Raw genomic sequence first — 16,222 nt, 5'->3', positions numbered from 1 at the left:
CGGGCACCGGAGGGCGCGGGGCGAACCGCGCGCATTCTTTCTAACAACCGTTTGGTAGAGTCCGGGACGTGAACCGGAACGAGACGCCCGAGGACCGAGCGTTCCGCGCGGAGGTCCGAGACTGGCTCGAAACGCACCTGTCCGGCGACTTCGCGCACGCGCGCGGCCTGGGCGGCCCGGGACGCGAGCACGAGGCGCACCAGGAGCGGCTCGCCTGGGAGCGGCACATGGCGCGCGCCGGCTGGACGTGCGTGGGCTGGCCGAAGGAGTTCGGCGGACGCGGCGCGACCCTCGAACAGCAGGTCATCTTCAACGAGGAGTACGCGCTCGCCGACGCGCCCGCCCGCGTCAACCACATCGGGGAGAACCTGCTCGGGCCGACCGTCATCGCGTTCGGCACCGGCGAGCAGCGCGCCCGGTTCCTGCCGCCGATCGTCGCGGTCGAGGAGCTGTGGTGCCAGGGGTACTCCGAACCGGACGCCGGGTCCGACCTCGCCAACGTCCAGACCCGGGCCGTCCTGGAGGACGGGCGGTGGCGGATCGACGGGCAGAAGGTGTGGACGTCGCTCGCGACCGAGGCCGACTGGTGCTTCGCGGTGTGCCGGACCGAGCCCGGTTCGTCCCGGCACCGCGGGCTGTCGTACCTGCTCGTCCCCATGAAGCAGGACGGTGTGGAGGTCCGGCCGATCGTCCAGCCGACCGGCACGTCCGAGTTCAACGAGGTGTTCTTCGACGGCGCGCGCACCGGCGCGGCCAACATCGTCGGCGCGCCCGGCGAGGGCTGGAAGATCGCGATGGCGACGCTCGGCTTCGAGCGGGGCGTCGCGACGCTCGGCCAGCAGGTCGGCTTCCGCCGCGAGCTGGAGGGCGTGATCGACCTCGCCCGCCGCACCGGCGCGATCGACGACCCGCTGCTGCGCGACCGGCTCACGCGGTCCTGGATGGGCCTGGAGGTCATGCGGCTCAACGCCGTGCGGACGATGGCGGGCGTGGCGGGCGGCGCGCCCGGGCCCGAGTCGTCCATCTCCAAGCTCGTCTGGGGGACGTGGCACCGCGAGCTGGGCGAGCTGGCCATGGACGTGCTCGGCGCGGCCGGCCTGGTCGCGGCCGCCGAGCCCTACGACATCGACGACTGGCAGCGGCTCTTCCTGTTCTCCCGCTCCGACACGATCTACGCCGGGTCGAACGAGATCCAGCGCAACATCATCTCCGAGCGCGTGCTCGGACTGCCTAGGGAGGCCCGCCCATGACCCCGACCTACGTCCCGGGGCACGGCCTGCTCAAGGACAGGTCCGCCGTCATCACCGCCGCCGCCGGGGCGGGGATCGGCGGGGCCACCGCGCGCCGCTGCCTGGAGGAGGGCGCGCGCGTCCTCATCTCGGACGCGCACGAACGCCGCCTCGCGCAGAGCGCCGAAGAGCTCGCCAAGGAGTTCGGCGGGGACCGCGTCCAGGCCCAGCCCTGCGACGTCACCGACGAGGCGCAGGTCCGCGCGCTCTACGACACGGCGGCCGGACGCTTCGGACGCATCGACATAGCGGTCAACAACGCGGGTCTCGGCGGCACCGCGAACCTGGCCGACATGGAGGACGACCAGTGGACGCGCGTCCTCGACATCACCCTCAACGGGACGATGCGCTGCACCCGCGCCGCCCTCCGGCACATGCGCGGCCAGGGGAGCGGCGTCATCGTCAACAACGCCTCGGTCATCGGATGGCGTGCGCAGAAGGGCCAGTCGCACTACGCCGCCGCCAAGGCGGGCGTGATGGCGCTGACGAGATGCGCCGCGCTGGAGGCGGCGGAGTTCGGCGTGAGGATCAACGCGGTCTCGCCGTCGCTGGCGATGCACCCGCACCTGGTCAAGGTGACGTCGCAGGACCTCCTGGACGAGCTGACCGCGCGCGAGGCGTTCGGCCGCTACGCCGAGCCCTGGGAGGTGGCCAACGTTATCGTCTTCCTGGCCAGCGACTACTCGTCCTACATGACGGGCGAGGCCGTCTCCGTCTCCTCCCAGCAGCCATAGGAAACGACAACACGATGAGTCCACGACGGCGCGACGCCGAAGGAACCGCCGCGGCGCGCGCGGAACGCCGGGCCGAACTGCTCGCCACCGCGGCCGAGGTGTTCGCCTCGCAGGGGTACGCGGCGACCACGATCCGGCAGGTCGCCGACGCGGCCGGCATCCTCGGCGGCAGCCTGTACTACCACTTCGACTCCAAGGAGTCGATGGCCGACGAGATCCTCTCGACGTTCCTGGACGAGATGTGGGCCGCCTACGACCGCGTGCTCGACGCCGGGCTCGGCGCGCGCGAGACCCTCGAAGCGCTGGTCGTGGAGTCGTTCCGGTCGATCGACCGGCACCGGCCCGCCGTCGTGGTCTACCAGAACGAGTCCAAGCACCTGTCCACCGGCGAGCGGTTCCACTACCTGAACGACTCGCACCGCCGGTTCGAGGAGATGTGGACCGCGCTGCTGGAACGCGGCGTCGCGGAGGGCGCGTTCCGCGCCGACCTCGACCGGACGCTCGTCTACCGGTTCATCCGCGACACCGTGTGGGTGGCGGCGAACTGGTACCAGCGCGGCGGGCGGCTGTCCGCCGACGACATCGCCAAGCAGTACCTCGCCATGGTCCTGGAGGGCATCCAGGCGACCTGACCGAGGCGACCCCGGGAATCCGGGGCGCGCGAAACCGAAGGAGACCCCCGATGGCCGAGGCATACCTGGTCGACGCCGTCCGCGCCCCGGTCGGGCGGCGCGGCGGCGGGCTGGCCGCCGTGCATCCCGCCGACCTCGGCGCGCACGTGCTGACCGCGCTGGTCGAGCGCTCCGGGATCGACCCGGCCGCGGTGGAGGACGTGGTGTTCGGCTGCGTCGACACCCTCGGCCCGCAGGCGGGAGACATCGCCCGGACGGCCTGGCTCGCCGCCGGGCTGCCCGAGGAGGTGCCCGGCGTCACCGTGGACCGGCAGTGCGGGTCGTCCCAGCAGGCGGTGCACTTCGCGGCGCAGGCCGTGCTGTCCGGGACGTCCGACCTGGTGGTGGCGGGCGGCGTGCAGAGCATGTCGCAGATCCCGATCGGGTACGCGATGACGGCCGCCGAGCCGCTCGGCTTCGACCGCGGGCCGTTCGTCGGCTCGAAGGGCTGGGTGCGCCGGTACGGGGACGGCGAGGTCACGCAGTTCGTCGGCGCCGAGCAGATCGCGCGCGACTGGGATATCTCCCGGGACGAGATGGAGGAGTTCGCCTACGCCTCGCACCGCAAGGCGATCACCGCGATCGACGAGGGACGGTTCGCGCGAGAGATCGCCCCGATCGAGGGCGTGACGGCCGACGAGGGCCCGCGCCGCGCCACGACCCGGGAGAAGATGGCCGGCCTCCGGACGCTCGTGGACGGCGGGCGCCTCACCGCCGCGCTCGCCTCGCAGATCTCCGACGGCGCGGCGGCGCTGCTCGTCGCGTCCGAGCGGGCCGTCCGGGACCACGGGCTGACACCGCGCGCCCGCATCCACCACCTGTCGGCGCGCGGCGAGGACCCGATCCGGATGCTGTCCGCGCCGATCCCGGCGACCGCGTACGCGCTGAAGAAGAGCGGCATGCGGATCGAGCAGATGGACGTCGTCGAGATCAACGAGGCGTTCGCGTCGGTCGTGCTCGCCTGGCTGCGCGAGACCGGCGCGGACCCGGCGCGCGTCAACCCGAACGGCGGCGCGATCGCGCTCGGCCACCCGCTCGGCGCGACCGGCGCGCGGCTGATGACGACGCTGCTGCACGAGCTGGAGCGCACCGGCGGGCGCTACGGGATGCAGACGATGTGCGAAGGCGGAGGCCAGGCGAACGTCACCGTCATCGAACGGCTCTGAGCGCCGGGTCGGCGGCCCGCCCGGAACGGTCGCGGCGGGCGGGCCGCCGGTTCGTGGAACCCGGCGACTCCGGCATACTCGGGCGGAGCCCCCAGGGAGGACGCCCATGCTCGAAGGTCTGCGGATCGTCGAGATATCGAGCTTCGTCGCCGCGCCGCTCGGCGGCATGACGCTCGCCCAGCTCGGCGCGGACGTGGTCCGGGTCGATCCGCTCGGCGGCGCGGCCGACACCGTGCGCTGGCCGCTCGCGCCGTCCGGGACGAGCCTGCTGTGGACGGGCATGAACAAGGGCAAGCGGTCGGTCACGGTCGACCTGCGCTCCGACGAGGGCCGCGACATCGTGACGCGCCTCGCCGCCGAGGCGGGGATCGTCCTGACCAACACGGCCGGGCGCGGCCGGCTCTCCTACGAGGCGCTGCGCGAGGCGCGTCCGGACCTGATCCTCCTCCAGGTCGAGGGGAAGCCGGACGGCAGCGCGGCGGTCGACTACACGGTGAACGCCGAGATCGGGTTCCCGCTGGTCACGGGCCCGCCCGAGCACGCCGCGCCGATCTCGCACGTGCTGCCCGCCTGGGACGTGGCGTGCGGCCTTTACGCGGCGGTCGGGCTGCTCGCCGCCGAACGCCGCCGCGCCCGGACGGGCGAGGGCGCGCACATCCGGCTCCCGCTCTACGACGTGGCGCTCGCGACCGCGGGCAACCTGGGCCTGCTCGCCGAGGCGCAGCTCGGCGTCGACCGCGAGCGCATCGGCAACCACCTGTACGGCGGGTTCGGACGCGACTTCGCCCTCGGCGACGGCGGCCGGGTGATGGTCGTCGCGCTGACCGCGCGGCACTTCGCCGACCTGTGCGAGGTCACCGGCATGGCGGAGACGGTCGGGGAGCTGGCCCGCCTCCTGCGCGCCGACTTCGCCGTGGACGGCGACCGCTACCGGCACCGCGAGGCGCTCGCCGCGCTGTTCGCGCCCTGGTTCGCCGACCGGACGCTGCCCGAGGTGGAGCGGGCGCTGAAACCGGCCTCGGTGCTGTGGGCGCCCTACAAGCGCTTCAGCGAGCTCGACCTGGCCGCGAGCGCGCTCATGGACGAGGTCGACCAGCCCGGTGTCGGCCGCGTCCGGGTGCCCACGTCCCCGCTGGACACCGGAGCCGGGCGGCGGCGGGCCGTCCCCGCGCCGCGGCTCGGCGAGCACACCGACGAGGTCCTCTCCGGCCTCGGGCTGGACCCCGCCGACCTACGCGTGAAGGGAGTCGTGGCGTGATCGACATCCAGGGCTGGGACCCGTCCCCGCACGAGACCACCGAGATCCTCCAGCCCGGCCCCGCGTTCGGCCTGGCGGGGCTGCTCGGGGCGCCGTTCGACGGTGACGAGCTGCCGCCGCTCTGGCAGTGGCTGTACTTCCTGGAGCGCCCCCCGCAGTCGGTGCTCGGCCCGGACGGGCACCCGGCCGAGGGCCGGTTCCTGCCGCCGATCCCGAACCGCCGCCGGATGTTCGCGGGCGGCCGGTTCCTGCAGCGCGAGCCGCTGCGCGTCGGCGACACCGTCACCCGCCGGGACGAGCTGGTCACCGCGAAGGTGAAGCAGGGCCGCAGCGGCGAGCTGCTGTTCGTGACCGTCCGGCAGACGTTCCTGCGGGACGGCCAGAAGATCGCGGTCGAGGAGCAGGACCTCATGTACCGCAGCGGCGCGCCGGACTCGGCGCAGCCCGAGCCGTCCTACAAGGAGCCGCTGCTCCAGAAGACGCCCTGGCGCACCACGTTCATCGCCGACCCCGTGCTGCTGTTCCGGTTCAGCGCACTGACCTACAACTCGCACCGCATCCACTACGACGAGGACTACGCGACCAACGTCGAGGGGCATGCGGGACTGGTCGTGCACGGGCCGCTGCTGGCGATCCTGCTGCTGGAGCTGCCGCGCATGGCCGGGCACAAGGTCACCGAGTTCTCGTTCCGCGCCCGGCACCCGGTGTACGCGGGGCAGCCGGTCGCGGTGGCCGGGCACCCGGACGGGGAGCTGGCCGTGATCGCGGCGGCCTACGCGTCCGGGCCGGTGTCAGCGGTGACCGCGACCTTCTCGTAGCGCGCGACCTCTTGTAACGCGGGCCCTTCTCGTAGCGCGGCCTTCAAGCAACGCGGGCCCTTCTCGTAGGGTGTGACCCGGGTGTAAGCGGTCACTTTCAGCGGGAGGGCGCGCGATGGGGCGGTTGCAGCAGACGTTCGGGCTGACCGGCGAGCAGCGGGAGATCATCGCGACCGTCCGGGCGTTCGTGGACAGGGAGGTCCTGCCCGTCGCGACCGAGCTGGAGCACGCCGACGCCTACCCGGAGGAGATCGTCGCCGGGATGCGGGAGCTGGGCCTGTTCGGGCTCATGATCCCTGAAGAGCACGGCGGGCTGGGGGAGTCCCTGCTCACCTACGCGCTGGTCGTGGAGGAGCTGTCGCGCGGCTGGATGAGCGTGTCCGGCATCGTCAACACCCACTTCATCGTCGCCTGGATGGTCGTCCAGCACGGCACGGACGCGCAGCGCGCGCACTACCTGCCGCGGATGGCGGCCGGCGAGGTGCGCGGCGCGTTCTCCATGTCGGAGCCAGAGTGCGGGTCGGACGTCGCGGCGCTGCGCACCCGGGCCGTCCCGGACGGGGACGACTACCTGATCACCGGGCAGAAGATGTGGCTGACCAACGGCGCCACGTCCAACCTGGTCGCGACGCTGGTCAAGACCGATCCGGACGCCGGGCACCGCGGCATGAGCACGTTCCTGGTCGACAAGGAGCCCGGCTTCGGGGAGGTCGCGCCGGGGCTGACCGTCCCCGGCAAGATCGAGAAGATGGGGTACAAGGGCGTCGACACCACCGAGCTTCTGTTCGACGGCTACCGCATCCCCGCCGCGCAGATCCTCGGCGGGACGCCCGGGCGCGGCTTCTACCAGATGATGGACGGCGTGGAGGTCGGTCGCGTCAACGTGGCCGCCCGCGCCTGCGGCGTCGCCCGCCGGGCCTACGAGCTGGCCGTGGAGTACGCCCGCCGCCGCGAGACGTTCGGCAAGCCGATCGCCGAGCACCAGGCCGTGCTGTTCCGGCTCGCCGAGATGGCCACCAAGGTCGAGGCCGCGCACCAGATGACGGTCATGGCCGCGCGCCGCAAGGACGGCGGCGACCGCAACGACCTGGAGGCGGGCATGGCCAAGTACATGGCGGGCGAGTACTGCAAGGAGGTCGTCGAGGACGCCTTCCGCATCCACGGCGGCTACGGCTACTCCAAGGAGTACGAGATCGAGCGGCTGTACCGGGAGGCGCCGATGCTGCTGATCGGCGAGGGCACCGCCGACATCCAGAAGATGATAATCGGTCGCCGGCTGCTCGCCGCGGACTGACCTTCCCGGGTCCGGGCGGTGCACCGGCCGGGCGGTGCACCGCCCGGGCGGGGCGGCCGGGCGGTGCGCCGGCCGGGCGGGGCGGCAGGGTGGTTAGGCTGGGGTTATGCCTGATATGCCGCTTGATCCGGACGAGCGCCGCCGCGACGCCCTGCGCGAGTTCCTGCGCACCCGCCGCGCCCGGCTCACCCCCGGCGACGTCGGCATGCCGGACGGCGGCCGGCGCCGCACGCCGGGCCTGCGCCGCGAGGAGGTCGCCGTGCTCGCCGGGGTCGGCGTGTCCTGGTACACCTGGCTGGAGCAGGGCCGCGACATCAAGGTCTCCGAGGACGTCCTGGACGCGATCGGGCGGGCGCTGCGGCTGGACGGCGCCGAGCGCGAGCACCTGTACCTGCTCGCCGGACTGAACCCGCCGCGCCGCGAGCCCGCCCCGGCGCTCCCGGTCTCCCCGGAGCTGCACCGCCTGCTGGACGCCTGGTCGCCGCGTCCCGCCTACGTCCAGGACCGGCACTGGGGCTTCCAGGCCGTGAACGACGCCGCACGGGTGGTGTTCGGCTACGGCGACACCGACCTGAACTGCCTGGTCAGTTACTTCACGAACGCCCGGTTCCGGACGACGAACACGCTCTGGGCCCGCAACGCGCCCGGCGTCGTCGGCCGCTTCCGCGCCGACATGGCCCGCTACCCGGACGACCCGGAGTTCGCCCGGATCGCGTCCGACCTCGCCGCCGTGTCGCCGGACTTCGCCGAGCTGTGGGACCGGCACGACGTGAGCACGGGCGCGGAGGCGACCAAGGCGATCCGCCATCCCGAGGTCGGCGAGCTGGTCTTCGACGCCACGCTCCTGCCGCTGCCGGACCGGCCGGGGCTGAACCTCGTCCTGCACAACCCGCGTCCCGGGACCGGCACGGCCGAGCGGCTGGAGCGCCTGATGAGCGACGGCCCGCGCCTGGTGGAAGCGGGCTGACCGCGTGAGGGTGGTGGTGCCACACCCAGGATGAGCCGACACTGCCCGTTCTCCTCGTCCGGCGGCAGGCTTGCAGCCATGACGAAGCGATTCGAGAACAAGACGGCCCTGGTCACCGGCGGGACGAGCGGGATGGGCCTCGCGACGGCCCGGCTGCTGCTGGACGAGGGCGCGAACGTGGTGATCACCGGCCGCGACGAGGACCGGCTGGCCGCCGCCGCCAAGGAGCTGGGCACCACCACCAGGGATCTGGACGCCGCCGACCGGCTGCTGACCGTCCGGGCCGACGCCGCGAGCGTGGCCGACCTCGATGCCCTCACCGACCGCGTCCGGGACCGGTTCGGACGCCTCGACGTGGTGTTCGCGAACGCGGGCGTCGGCGTCTTCCAGCCCAGCGCCGAGGTCACCGAGGACGACTTCGACCAGATCGTCGGCGTGAACTTCAAGGGCGTCTACTTCACGATCCAGAAGGCCGTCCCCCTGCTGGCGGACGGCGGCGCGATCGTGATCAACGCGTCCTGGACGCTGCACCGCGGCCTGGCCGTCGCGTCGGTCTACTCGGCGTCCAAGGCGGCCGTGCACAACCTCGCCCGCACGCTCTCCGCCGACCTCGCGCCCCGGCGCATCCGGGTCAACTCGGTCAGCCCCGGCTTCATCGACACCCCGATGTTCCGCGGCGCCGCCCCGAGCGAGGAGGAGGCCGCGGCCTACGCGGGCCAGACGGTGGCCGGGCGGCTCGGAACCTCGGAGGACGTCGCGCGCGCCGTCGCCTTCCTCGCCTCGGACGACGCGTCCTACATCACCGGCCAGGACCTCCTCGTCGACGGCGGCCTGGTCACCTCCATCCCCGCCTGACACTTCCCCTGCCTGCCCCTTCCCCGCCCGATTCCCCGCCCGACACTTCCGCCAAGGAGCATGACGATGAAGGCCATCACCATTCCCGAGTTCGGCGAGGCCGGCGTGCTGCGCCTCGGTGACGTCGCGGCGCCCGAGCCGGGCCCCGGCCAGGTGTCGATCGACGTCGACTTCGCGGGCGCGAACTTCGCGGAGGTCCTCTACCGGCGCGGGGTAGTGGACGTGCCGCTGCCGTTCGTCCCGGGCATCGAGGTGTCCGGACGGATCAGGGCGCTCGGCGCGGGCGTCGAGGGGCTGCGCGTCGGCGAGCCCGTCGCGGCGTTGACGATCGTGGACAGCGGCGGCTACGCCGAGGTGGCCGTGACCTCCGCCGACCTGGTCGCGCCGCTGAACGGCCTGGACCCGATGGTCGCGGCGGCCGTCCCGTCCAACAGCACGACCGCGTTCCTGGTCCTCGACCGGATCGCGCGGATCGCGCCGGGAGAGCGGGTGCTCGTGCACGCCGCCGCCGGAGGCGTGGGCAGCCAGCTCGTGCAGGCCGCGCGGCTGCTCGGCGCGGGCACGGTCGTCGGGACGGTCGGGAGCGAGGCGAAGGTGTGGGCCGTCCGGGAGCTGGGCGTGAAGGACGTCGTCCTGCGCGACGACCTCCCGGGACGCGTCGCCGAGCTGACCGGCGGGACCGGCTTCGACATCGCCGTCGACATGGTCGGCGGCCCGGCCCGGCGGACGAGCCTGGACGCGCTCGCCCCGTTCGGACGGATGATCGCGATGGGCAACGCGTCCGGCGCGGACGACGTGCCGCTGTCGCCGAACGAGCTGTGGTTCACCAACAAGACCGTCTCCGGGTTCAACCTCGCGGCGTTCAGCGCGCTGCATCCGGCCGAGGCGGGCCGCGCGCTGTGCCGGGCCGTGGCCGCCGTCGCGTCCGGCGACCTGCGGGTCTCGGTGGAGGCGATGCCGCTGGAGGAGGCCGCCGACGCGCACCGCCGGATCGAGTCGGGCAAGACGACCGGCAAGCTCGTCCTCGCGGTGCGCGCGTGAATCCCGCGGTGCGCTCGTGAATCCCGTTGACAGCGGTCGCGCGGCTGCCTAGCGTCCTTCTGGAAACAAAGCTTCCTATTAAGGCGGGGGTGGCCGTGCGGCTCCGGGCGACGACCGAGCACGGAGCCGCACCCTCCGCGAAGCCGGCCGGGCTGTTCTCGGGCGAGTACGCCGCCCCCGCGACCGCCTTCACCGCCCTGACCGTCCTCACCGGGATCTCCGGGCTGGCCGTGGTGCCGACGCTGCCGGTCGCGGTCCGCGCGCTCGACGGGCTGTGGCTGTACCCGCTGGTGGCCGGCGCGTTCGTGGGCGCGGCGCTGCTCGGCGGCGTGGCCGGCGGCGCCTGGTCGGACCGGTCCGGTCCGGGTCGTCCGCTCGCCGCCGGGCTCGCCCTCGCGGTCACGACGCTGGTGGTGTCCGGGACGGCGGTGACGGTCTGGCAGCTCGCCGCCGGCCGCTTCCTGGACGGCCTGGCCGCCGGGATGATCGTGGTGTCGACCAACGCCGCGATCGGGCGCACCTTCCCCGACCGCCTGCGGGCCCGCGCGCTCGCCCTGATGTCGGTTTGCTGGATCGTTCCAGCGCTGGCCTGCCCGCCGCTGGCCGGGCTGGTCGCCTCCTGGTGGTCGTGGCGCTGGGTCTTCCTCGGCCTCGCCGCGCTGACCGTCCTCCCCGGGCTGGCGGTGATCGTCCTGCTGCGCAGGCTGCCCCGCCCGGACCGTCCGGACGAGCAGTCGGGAGCCGAAGGGCCCGGACTGGCCGTGGCACTCGCGGTGAGCGTGGGCGCCGGTCTCGGCCAGTACGCCCTGTCCGGACGCGGCGCCGCGCATCTGGCCTGCGGGGCCGCGGCGCTGGTGGTGATCGGCGCGTTCGTGCGCCGCATGCTGCCGCCGGGCACCTGGCGGGCCGCGACCGGCCTGCCCGCCACCGTCCTGCTCACCGGCCTCGCCGCCGGGACGTTCTTCACGCTGGAGACGATGGTCCCGCTGATGCTGAACCTGGACGGGACGGTGCCGCCGGCGCTCGCCGGGCTCGCGTTCACGGGGTCGGCCGTCGCGTGGGGCGCGTCCTCGTGGGCGCAGAGCCGGTGGCTGGCCGAACGCCCGCGCCACCTGCTCGTCGCGTCCGGCGCCGTCCTGCTGGTGGTCGCGAACGGCGCCGCGGCGGTGGCGATGGCGTCCGGGCTGCCCGCGTGGATCCCGGCCGTGTCGCTGACCCTGGCTGCCATCGGCATGGGCGCGACCATGCCGACCCTGACCGTGCTGTCGCTCGCGCACGCGCCGTCCGGGCGGACGGGCTACGCGGGCGCCGCGATGGCGACCAGCCAGAACCTCGGCCAGGTCGGGATCCTGGCGCTCGGCTCCGGGCTGCTCGGCACGACTCCGGCGGACGCCGGGGAGCTGGCGCGGTTCGGGCCCGCGCTCGGCGTGCTGGTCGTGCCGAGCCTCCTGATCGTCATCCTTGCCGGACGCGTTCGGGTCGCGCGGACTTCGTGAGGGCGAGCATCTCGTCCAGGGGCCACTGGTCGTCGGCATGCGCGCCGAGCTTGCTCGCCAGCACCGTGCCGTCCGGGGCGATGAGGAAGTCGCCGGGCAGGCCGAGCCGCCCGCCGGTCGGCCGGGACTTCGGCAGCGGGTCGCGGCGCAGCAGGCCGGTCACCACGGCGCGGACGATCGCCGGCCACACGCGGGGGTCGAGCAGCGCGCGCGGCCGGGACTCCACGCCGAACTCGGCGTAGAGCTTGCGATCCGGATCGGGGATCACGTCGAACGGCAGCTCGGCGACGTGCTCGCGCAGCTCGTCCGCGGGCGCGTGGAACACCGCGACCTCGCGGACGCCCGCCGCCTCGATCTCGGCGTGCCGGACGGCGAACGAGCGCAGGTGCAGGTTGCAGATCGGGCAGCCCGCGAAGCGCCGGAACTGCAGGTGGACGATCCGCTCCGGATCGGGGACGCGGACGGGCGCGCCGGTCACGGACGTCAGCTCGTAGGTGCGCACGGGTGGTTCCCTCCGATAGGCGTACGGCATACACCTACGAGAGTAGGCGTATGCCGTACGCTGTCAAGGCCATGCCGCGTCCCAGGTCGCTGACCCAGCCCCAGCTCGCCGCCGCCGCGCTCGCCGTGATCGACCGCGACGGACTCGCCGCGCTGTCCATGCGCGCGGTCGCCAAGGAGCTCGGCATGAGCACGATGGCGCTCTACCGGTACGTCGACGGGCGCGAGGAGCTCGAAGGGCTCGTCGTCGAGCGGGTGCTGTCGGGCGTGGACACCGCGCCGCCGCCGGACGGCCCGTGGCGCGACCGCGTCGCGGCGCTCGTGGAGCGCATCCGGCTCGCCGTCGCCGCGCATCCCGAGGCCATCCCGCTGACGCCCGCCCACCGGCACCGGTCGCCGGCGCTGCTGCGCTGGTCGGAGACCGTGCTCGGCGTCCTGGCGGACGCCGGGTTCGGCGGCGACGAGCGGATCATCGCCCTGCGCAGCGTCACCGCGTACATCATCGGCGCGATCCAGCTGGAGCACCTCGGGCCGCTGTCAGGGCCGGGCACCGACGTGATCGCCGCGCTGCCCGACTTTCCCTACATGGCCGCCGCCGGGCGCCGCGCCCGCGAGATCTCCTCCCACGAGGAGTTCCGGCGCGGCCTCGACCTGCTGCTCGACGGCATCGCCGCCCAGCAGGCCGGGGGCGACGGAACTCAGACCAGGTAGGACGGCTGCCGCGCCAGCACCTCGGCGGCCTGCGCGACGATCCCGCCGATCAGCCCCGCGCAGTCCGGCAGGTCGTCGATCACCGCGACGACCTGCCCGGACGCCATCACGCCCAGGTCCGGACGGCCGTCCACCATCGCGGCCTTCAGCAGCATCGGCGTGTTCGCGGCCATCAGCACCTGCGGCCACGACAGGTCCTTGCCGTGCTTCATCGCCTTCCCGTCGGCGAGCATCGCCCGCCACGACATCCCGGAGATCTTCTTGAACCGGGCGGCGTTCCGCAGCGCGCGGGCGAGCCCGGAGACGCGTCCCGCCGCCTCCAGGCCGTTCACCAGGTCGCTGCGCAGGACGCGGTGCGGCATGCCGTCCACCTGCCGCGTCACGACGGTCTCGGACGTCCCGAGGTAGACCTTCTTCACCGCGTCCGGGACGGAGCTGTCGGACGTCAGCAGGAAGCGCGTGCCCATCGCGACGCCGGCCGCGCCGTAGGCGAGCGCCGCGGCGAGGCCGCGCCCGTCGAAGAACCCGCCGGCCGCGATGACCGGGATGTCCACCGCGTCCACGACCTGGGGGAGCAGCAGCGTCGTCGCGACCGGGCCGGTGTGCCCGCCGCCCTCGCCGCCCTGGACGAGCACCGCGTCCGCGCCCCACGCGGCGACCTTCTCCGCGTGCCGCCGCGCGCCCACCGACGGGATCACCACGACACCCGCGTCCTTGAGCTTGGCGATCAGCTCCTGCCGGGGCGCGAGCGCGAACGACGCGACCTTCACGCCCTCCTTGATCATGAGGTCGATGCGGTCCCCGGCGTCGCCCGCGTCCGCGCGCAGGTTCACGCCGAACGGCGCGTCCGTGCGGTCCTTCACCTCCCGGACGGCCAGCCGCAGCTGCTCCAGTGTCATCGTCGCCGAGGCGAGCACGCCGAGGCCGCCCGCGCTCGCGACCGCCGAGACCAGCCGCGGCCCGGCGACCCAGCCCATCCCTGTCTGCACGACCGGATGCCGCACGCCCACCAGCCGGGTCAGCGGCGTGGCGAGGACCTGCTCGGCGCTCACGCAGGGACCTCGCGCTCGCGCAGGCCCTTCGGATCCAGCACCTCGCGCATGATCCGCAGCTCCTCGGGCGTCGGGAGGCGCGTCTCGGGCACCTCGTCCGGGACGACCAGCTCGAACCCCGTCGCCTCTACGACGTCCGCGACCCGCACCCCCGGATGGACGGACCGCAGCCGCATCCGGTGGCCGGGCGTCCGGAAGTCGAGCACGCACAGGTTCGTGACCACGCCGCGGATCTCGTGCGCGCCCCGGTCCCAGCCGACGCCGCTCACGAAGTCGACCTTCTCGGTGAACACGCGCGCCGAGTGCTTCGGCACCCAGTAGCTCGTCGGGTTCAGCCGCGTGTTGCCGGGCCCGCCGCGCGACCCGAGCAGCTGCCGGGACGGCTTGGACCAGTCGCCGATCGCGGAGATGTTGGTGTTGCCGTGCCGGTCGATCTGGCTCGGCCCCATCACCACGTGCCGCCGCCCGTTCAGCACGAGCCACAGGTGGTCGCGGAAGGTCAGCCAGCCCTCGATCTCCGTCGCCTGCGCCCCGAGCGGCGCCGGTTCGGCGGACAGCACCGGCCCGCCGTCGGTGGTCAGCAGGTCGGGCTCGAACGTCGCGCGGGCCAGCCGCGAGCCGAGCATCGGGACGAACCCGGCGACGGCCGCCGCCACGATCTCACCGTCCCCGCGGAACAGCTCGGCACAGGCCACCGCGCAGATCTCCGCACGCGTCGCACCACTCATCGGGTCTCCTCCTGGAACGCCCGCACCGCGTCCTGGTAGGCCGCCTCGTCACCGGACAGGAACCGCTCGCGGAACGCCGTCCAGCCGTCCGGGTCGGCGGCGGCCTTGGCGTAGAGCCTCTGGAACGCCTCGTCGCGTCCGTGGTCGGGCTCGCAGGAGGTGAAGTGCGCGCCGTTCGGCGTCTCCACGACGCCCGCGACGTGCGCCCGGCTGATCAGCAGCGATTGCAGCGGCCCCTCCTTGAGCAGGTCGGACGTGTCGACCAGGCGCTCGCACGACACGTACGACCGGGTGGCGGCCTTGACGAACAGGTCGTCCATGTACGGGTCGGGGCCGAGGTACTGCGCGTTGCCGCGAGCGTCGGCGCGGTTCATGTGCACCAGCGCGACGTCCATGGTCAGCGCCGGGACCGCGACCAGCTCCTCGTCCCCGTACGGCGACCGGACGGTCTTCAGCGACGGGTTCACGCGCATCACGTCCGACCCGATCCCGGCGGGCGTCGGCAGGAACGGCAGCCGGTGCGCCGCCGCGTACAAGCCGAACATGAACATGCCCTCGTCGTACTCGGTCAGCTCGATCGCGCCGTTCTGCCGCGCCGCGCGGAAGTGCGGCTCCAGCGGAACCGTGTCGAGCGTGACGAACGCGGTGACCAGGCGGCGGACCTTCCCCGCCGCGCAGAGCAGGCCCACGTCCGGCCCGCCGTACGCCACCACGGTCAGGTCGCGCAGGGACGAGCGGCAGATCGCCCGGACGAGCGCCATCGGCTTGCGCCGCGACCCCCAGCCGCCGATCCCGACCGTCATGCCGTCCGACAGCGACGCGACGATCTCATCGACCGTCATCACCTTGTTCGAGGCCATCACCGCGCCCCCTTCGCCATGAAGTCGTCCCGTGCGCGGTCGCCCGCGCCTACGAGGTTCAGCTCGAACGTGAACCCCTGCTCGAACCGGTAGGACCGCTTCACATCGACCGGGTCGATCCCGTTCAGCGACTCCTTGGCGCGGCGGATCACGTACCGGTTCTTGGCCGCGATGTTCTCCGCGACCTCCATCGCCTTGGCACGCAGTTCGTCGCGCGGCACGACGTCCAGCACCGAGCCGTGCCGGTGCAGCTCGTCGGCCGTGGCGTTGCGGCACGTGTAGACCATCGCGCGCATGAGGTGCTGCGGGACGAGCCGGGCCAGATGCGTCGCCGCGCCGAGCGCGCCCCGGTCCACCTCCGGCAGCCCGAAGTAGGCGTCGTCGGACGCCACCACGATGTCGGCGTTGCCCGCCAGCCCGATCCCGCCGCCCAGGCAGAACCCGTGCACGGCGGCCACGACCGGGACCTCGCAGTCGTAGACCGCGGCGAACGCCGCGAAGCAGCCGCGGTTCGCCCCCACCAGCGCGTCGTGCCCGCCGGTCGACTGCATCTCCTTGATGTCGACGCCCGCGTTGAAGCCCCTGCCCTCGGCGCGCAGGACGACCGCGCCGACCTCGGGGTCGCGCCCGGCGGCGAGCAGCGCATCGGCCAGCTCGAACCAGCCCGCCACGGTCAGCGCGTTCACCGGCGGCGCTTCGACGACGATCTCGGCGACCCCGGACCCGTGGGTCGTGGTGGAGACTCCCATGCGCTACCTTTCCACCAAACATTTGTTAGAAC

Annotated in this window: 17 protein-coding genes; 12 read left to right on the top strand and 5 right to left on the bottom strand. The window is 73.4% G+C overall.

The window, feature by feature from the left end:
• Positions 1-68 precede the first annotated feature (68 nt).
• From FHU30_RS31465 to FHU30_RS31415, 11 genes are all read left to right on the top strand, one after another.
• On the top strand, positions 69-1,250 hold the full coding sequence (locus tag FHU30_RS31465; RefSeq protein ID WP_253880651.1) for an acyl-CoA dehydrogenase family protein: 1,182 nt from the start codon (positions 69-71) through the stop codon (positions 1,248-1,250).
• Complete coding sequence (locus tag FHU30_RS31460) at positions 1,247-2,023, top strand: SDR family oxidoreductase (RefSeq protein ID WP_253880649.1); 777 nt, start codon at positions 1,247-1,249, stop codon at positions 2,021-2,023. Before FHU30_RS31465 ends, FHU30_RS31460 begins: the two co-directional genes overlap by 4 nt.
• Before the next feature lie 14 nt (positions 2,024-2,037).
• A complete protein-coding gene (locus tag FHU30_RS31455; RefSeq protein WP_253880648.1) occupies positions 2,038-2,655 on the top strand; it encodes a TetR/AcrR family transcriptional regulator in 618 nt (205 codons plus the stop codon).
• A 50-nt stretch (positions 2,656-2,705) separates the two neighbouring features.
• On the top strand, positions 2,706-3,860 hold the full coding sequence (locus FHU30_RS31450; protein WP_253880646.1) for an acetyl-CoA C-acetyltransferase: 1,155 nt from the start codon (positions 2,706-2,708) through the stop codon (positions 3,858-3,860).
• Positions 3,861-3,966: 106 nt separating this feature from the next.
• Positions 3,967-5,118: a CoA transferase gene (locus FHU30_RS31445; protein WP_253880644.1), complete on the top strand. Its 1,152-nt coding sequence runs from the start codon at positions 3,967-3,969 to the stop codon at positions 5,116-5,118.
• The gene (locus tag FHU30_RS31440; protein ID WP_253880642.1) at positions 5,115-5,936 is read left to right on the top strand and encodes an HTD2 family dehydratase; all 822 of its coding nucleotides are present in this window, start codon (positions 5,115-5,117) and stop codon (positions 5,934-5,936) included. Before FHU30_RS31445 ends, FHU30_RS31440 begins: the two co-directional genes overlap by 4 nt.
• Positions 5,937-6,051: 115 nt before the next feature.
• A complete protein-coding gene (locus FHU30_RS31435) occupies positions 6,052-7,230 on the top strand; it encodes an acyl-CoA dehydrogenase family protein (protein ID WP_253880640.1) in 1,179 nt (392 codons plus the stop codon).
• A 106-nt stretch (positions 7,231-7,336) separates the two neighbouring features.
• Positions 7,337-8,197: a helix-turn-helix transcriptional regulator gene (locus FHU30_RS31430; RefSeq protein WP_253880633.1), complete on the top strand. Its 861-nt coding sequence runs from the start codon at positions 7,337-7,339 to the stop codon at positions 8,195-8,197.
• Between the two features lie 78 nt (positions 8,198-8,275).
• Complete coding sequence (locus FHU30_RS31425; protein WP_253880631.1) at positions 8,276-9,052, top strand: glucose 1-dehydrogenase; 777 nt, start codon at positions 8,276-8,278, stop codon at positions 9,050-9,052.
• Between the two features lie 66 nt (positions 9,053-9,118).
• Entirely contained in the window at positions 9,119-10,093 is a 975-nt protein-coding gene (locus tag FHU30_RS31420; RefSeq protein WP_253880629.1) for a quinone oxidoreductase family protein, read from the top strand.
• Positions 10,094-10,182: 89 nt separating this feature from the next.
• Positions 10,183-11,589: an MFS transporter gene (locus FHU30_RS31415; RefSeq protein WP_253880627.1), complete on the top strand. Its 1,407-nt coding sequence runs from the start codon at positions 10,183-10,185 to the stop codon at positions 11,587-11,589.
• Here the strand turns inward: FHU30_RS31415 and FHU30_RS31410 are convergent.
• Positions 11,549-12,091 (bottom strand): peroxiredoxin-like family protein, encoded by a 543-nt coding sequence (locus FHU30_RS31410; protein ID WP_253880625.1) that lies wholly within the window; start codon positions 12,089-12,091, stop codon positions 11,549-11,551. The genes FHU30_RS31415 and FHU30_RS31410 overlap by 41 nt on opposite strands.
• Before the next feature lie 50 nt (positions 12,092-12,141).
• Here FHU30_RS31410 and FHU30_RS31405 point away from each other — a divergent pair, with 50 nt between their 5' ends.
• A complete protein-coding gene (locus FHU30_RS31405) occupies positions 12,142-12,801 on the top strand; it encodes a TetR/AcrR family transcriptional regulator C-terminal domain-containing protein (protein ID WP_253880624.1) in 660 nt (219 codons plus the stop codon).
• On the opposite strand, the gene FHU30_RS31400 is transcribed toward FHU30_RS31405, so the two are convergent.
• Genes FHU30_RS31400 through FHU30_RS31385 form a run of 4 tightly spaced genes read right to left on the bottom strand, consistent with a single transcriptional unit; the run spans position 12,789 to position 16,190 of the window.
• Positions 12,789-13,853 (bottom strand): NAD(P)H-dependent flavin oxidoreductase, encoded by a 1,065-nt coding sequence (locus FHU30_RS31400; RefSeq protein ID WP_253880621.1) that lies wholly within the window; start codon positions 13,851-13,853, stop codon positions 12,789-12,791. The two genes, FHU30_RS31405 and FHU30_RS31400, sit on opposite strands and share 13 nt — an antisense overlap.
• Positions 13,850-14,581 (bottom strand): CoA-transferase subunit beta, encoded by a 732-nt coding sequence (locus tag FHU30_RS31395; RefSeq protein WP_253880619.1) that lies wholly within the window; start codon positions 14,579-14,581, stop codon positions 13,850-13,852. The genes FHU30_RS31400 and FHU30_RS31395 overlap by 4 nt, the downstream gene beginning before the upstream one ends.
• On the bottom strand, positions 14,578-15,441 hold the full coding sequence (locus FHU30_RS31390; RefSeq protein ID WP_372503989.1) for a CoA transferase subunit A: 864 nt from the start codon (positions 15,439-15,441) through the stop codon (positions 14,578-14,580). Before FHU30_RS31390 ends, FHU30_RS31395 begins: the two co-directional genes overlap by 4 nt.
• A complete protein-coding gene (locus FHU30_RS31385; protein WP_253880617.1) occupies positions 15,441-16,190 on the bottom strand; it encodes an enoyl-CoA hydratase family protein in 750 nt (249 codons plus the stop codon). Before FHU30_RS31385 ends, FHU30_RS31390 begins: the two co-directional genes overlap by 1 nt.
• Between the last annotated feature and the right edge of the window lie 32 nt (positions 16,191-16,222).

It is taken from the genome of Actinomadura rupiterrae (assembly GCF_024172125.1).
GTDB lineage: Bacteria > Actinomycetota > Actinomycetes > Streptosporangiales > Streptosporangiaceae > Spirillospora > Spirillospora rupiterrae.
This window is presented reverse-complemented; position numbering and strand designations above follow the sequence as displayed.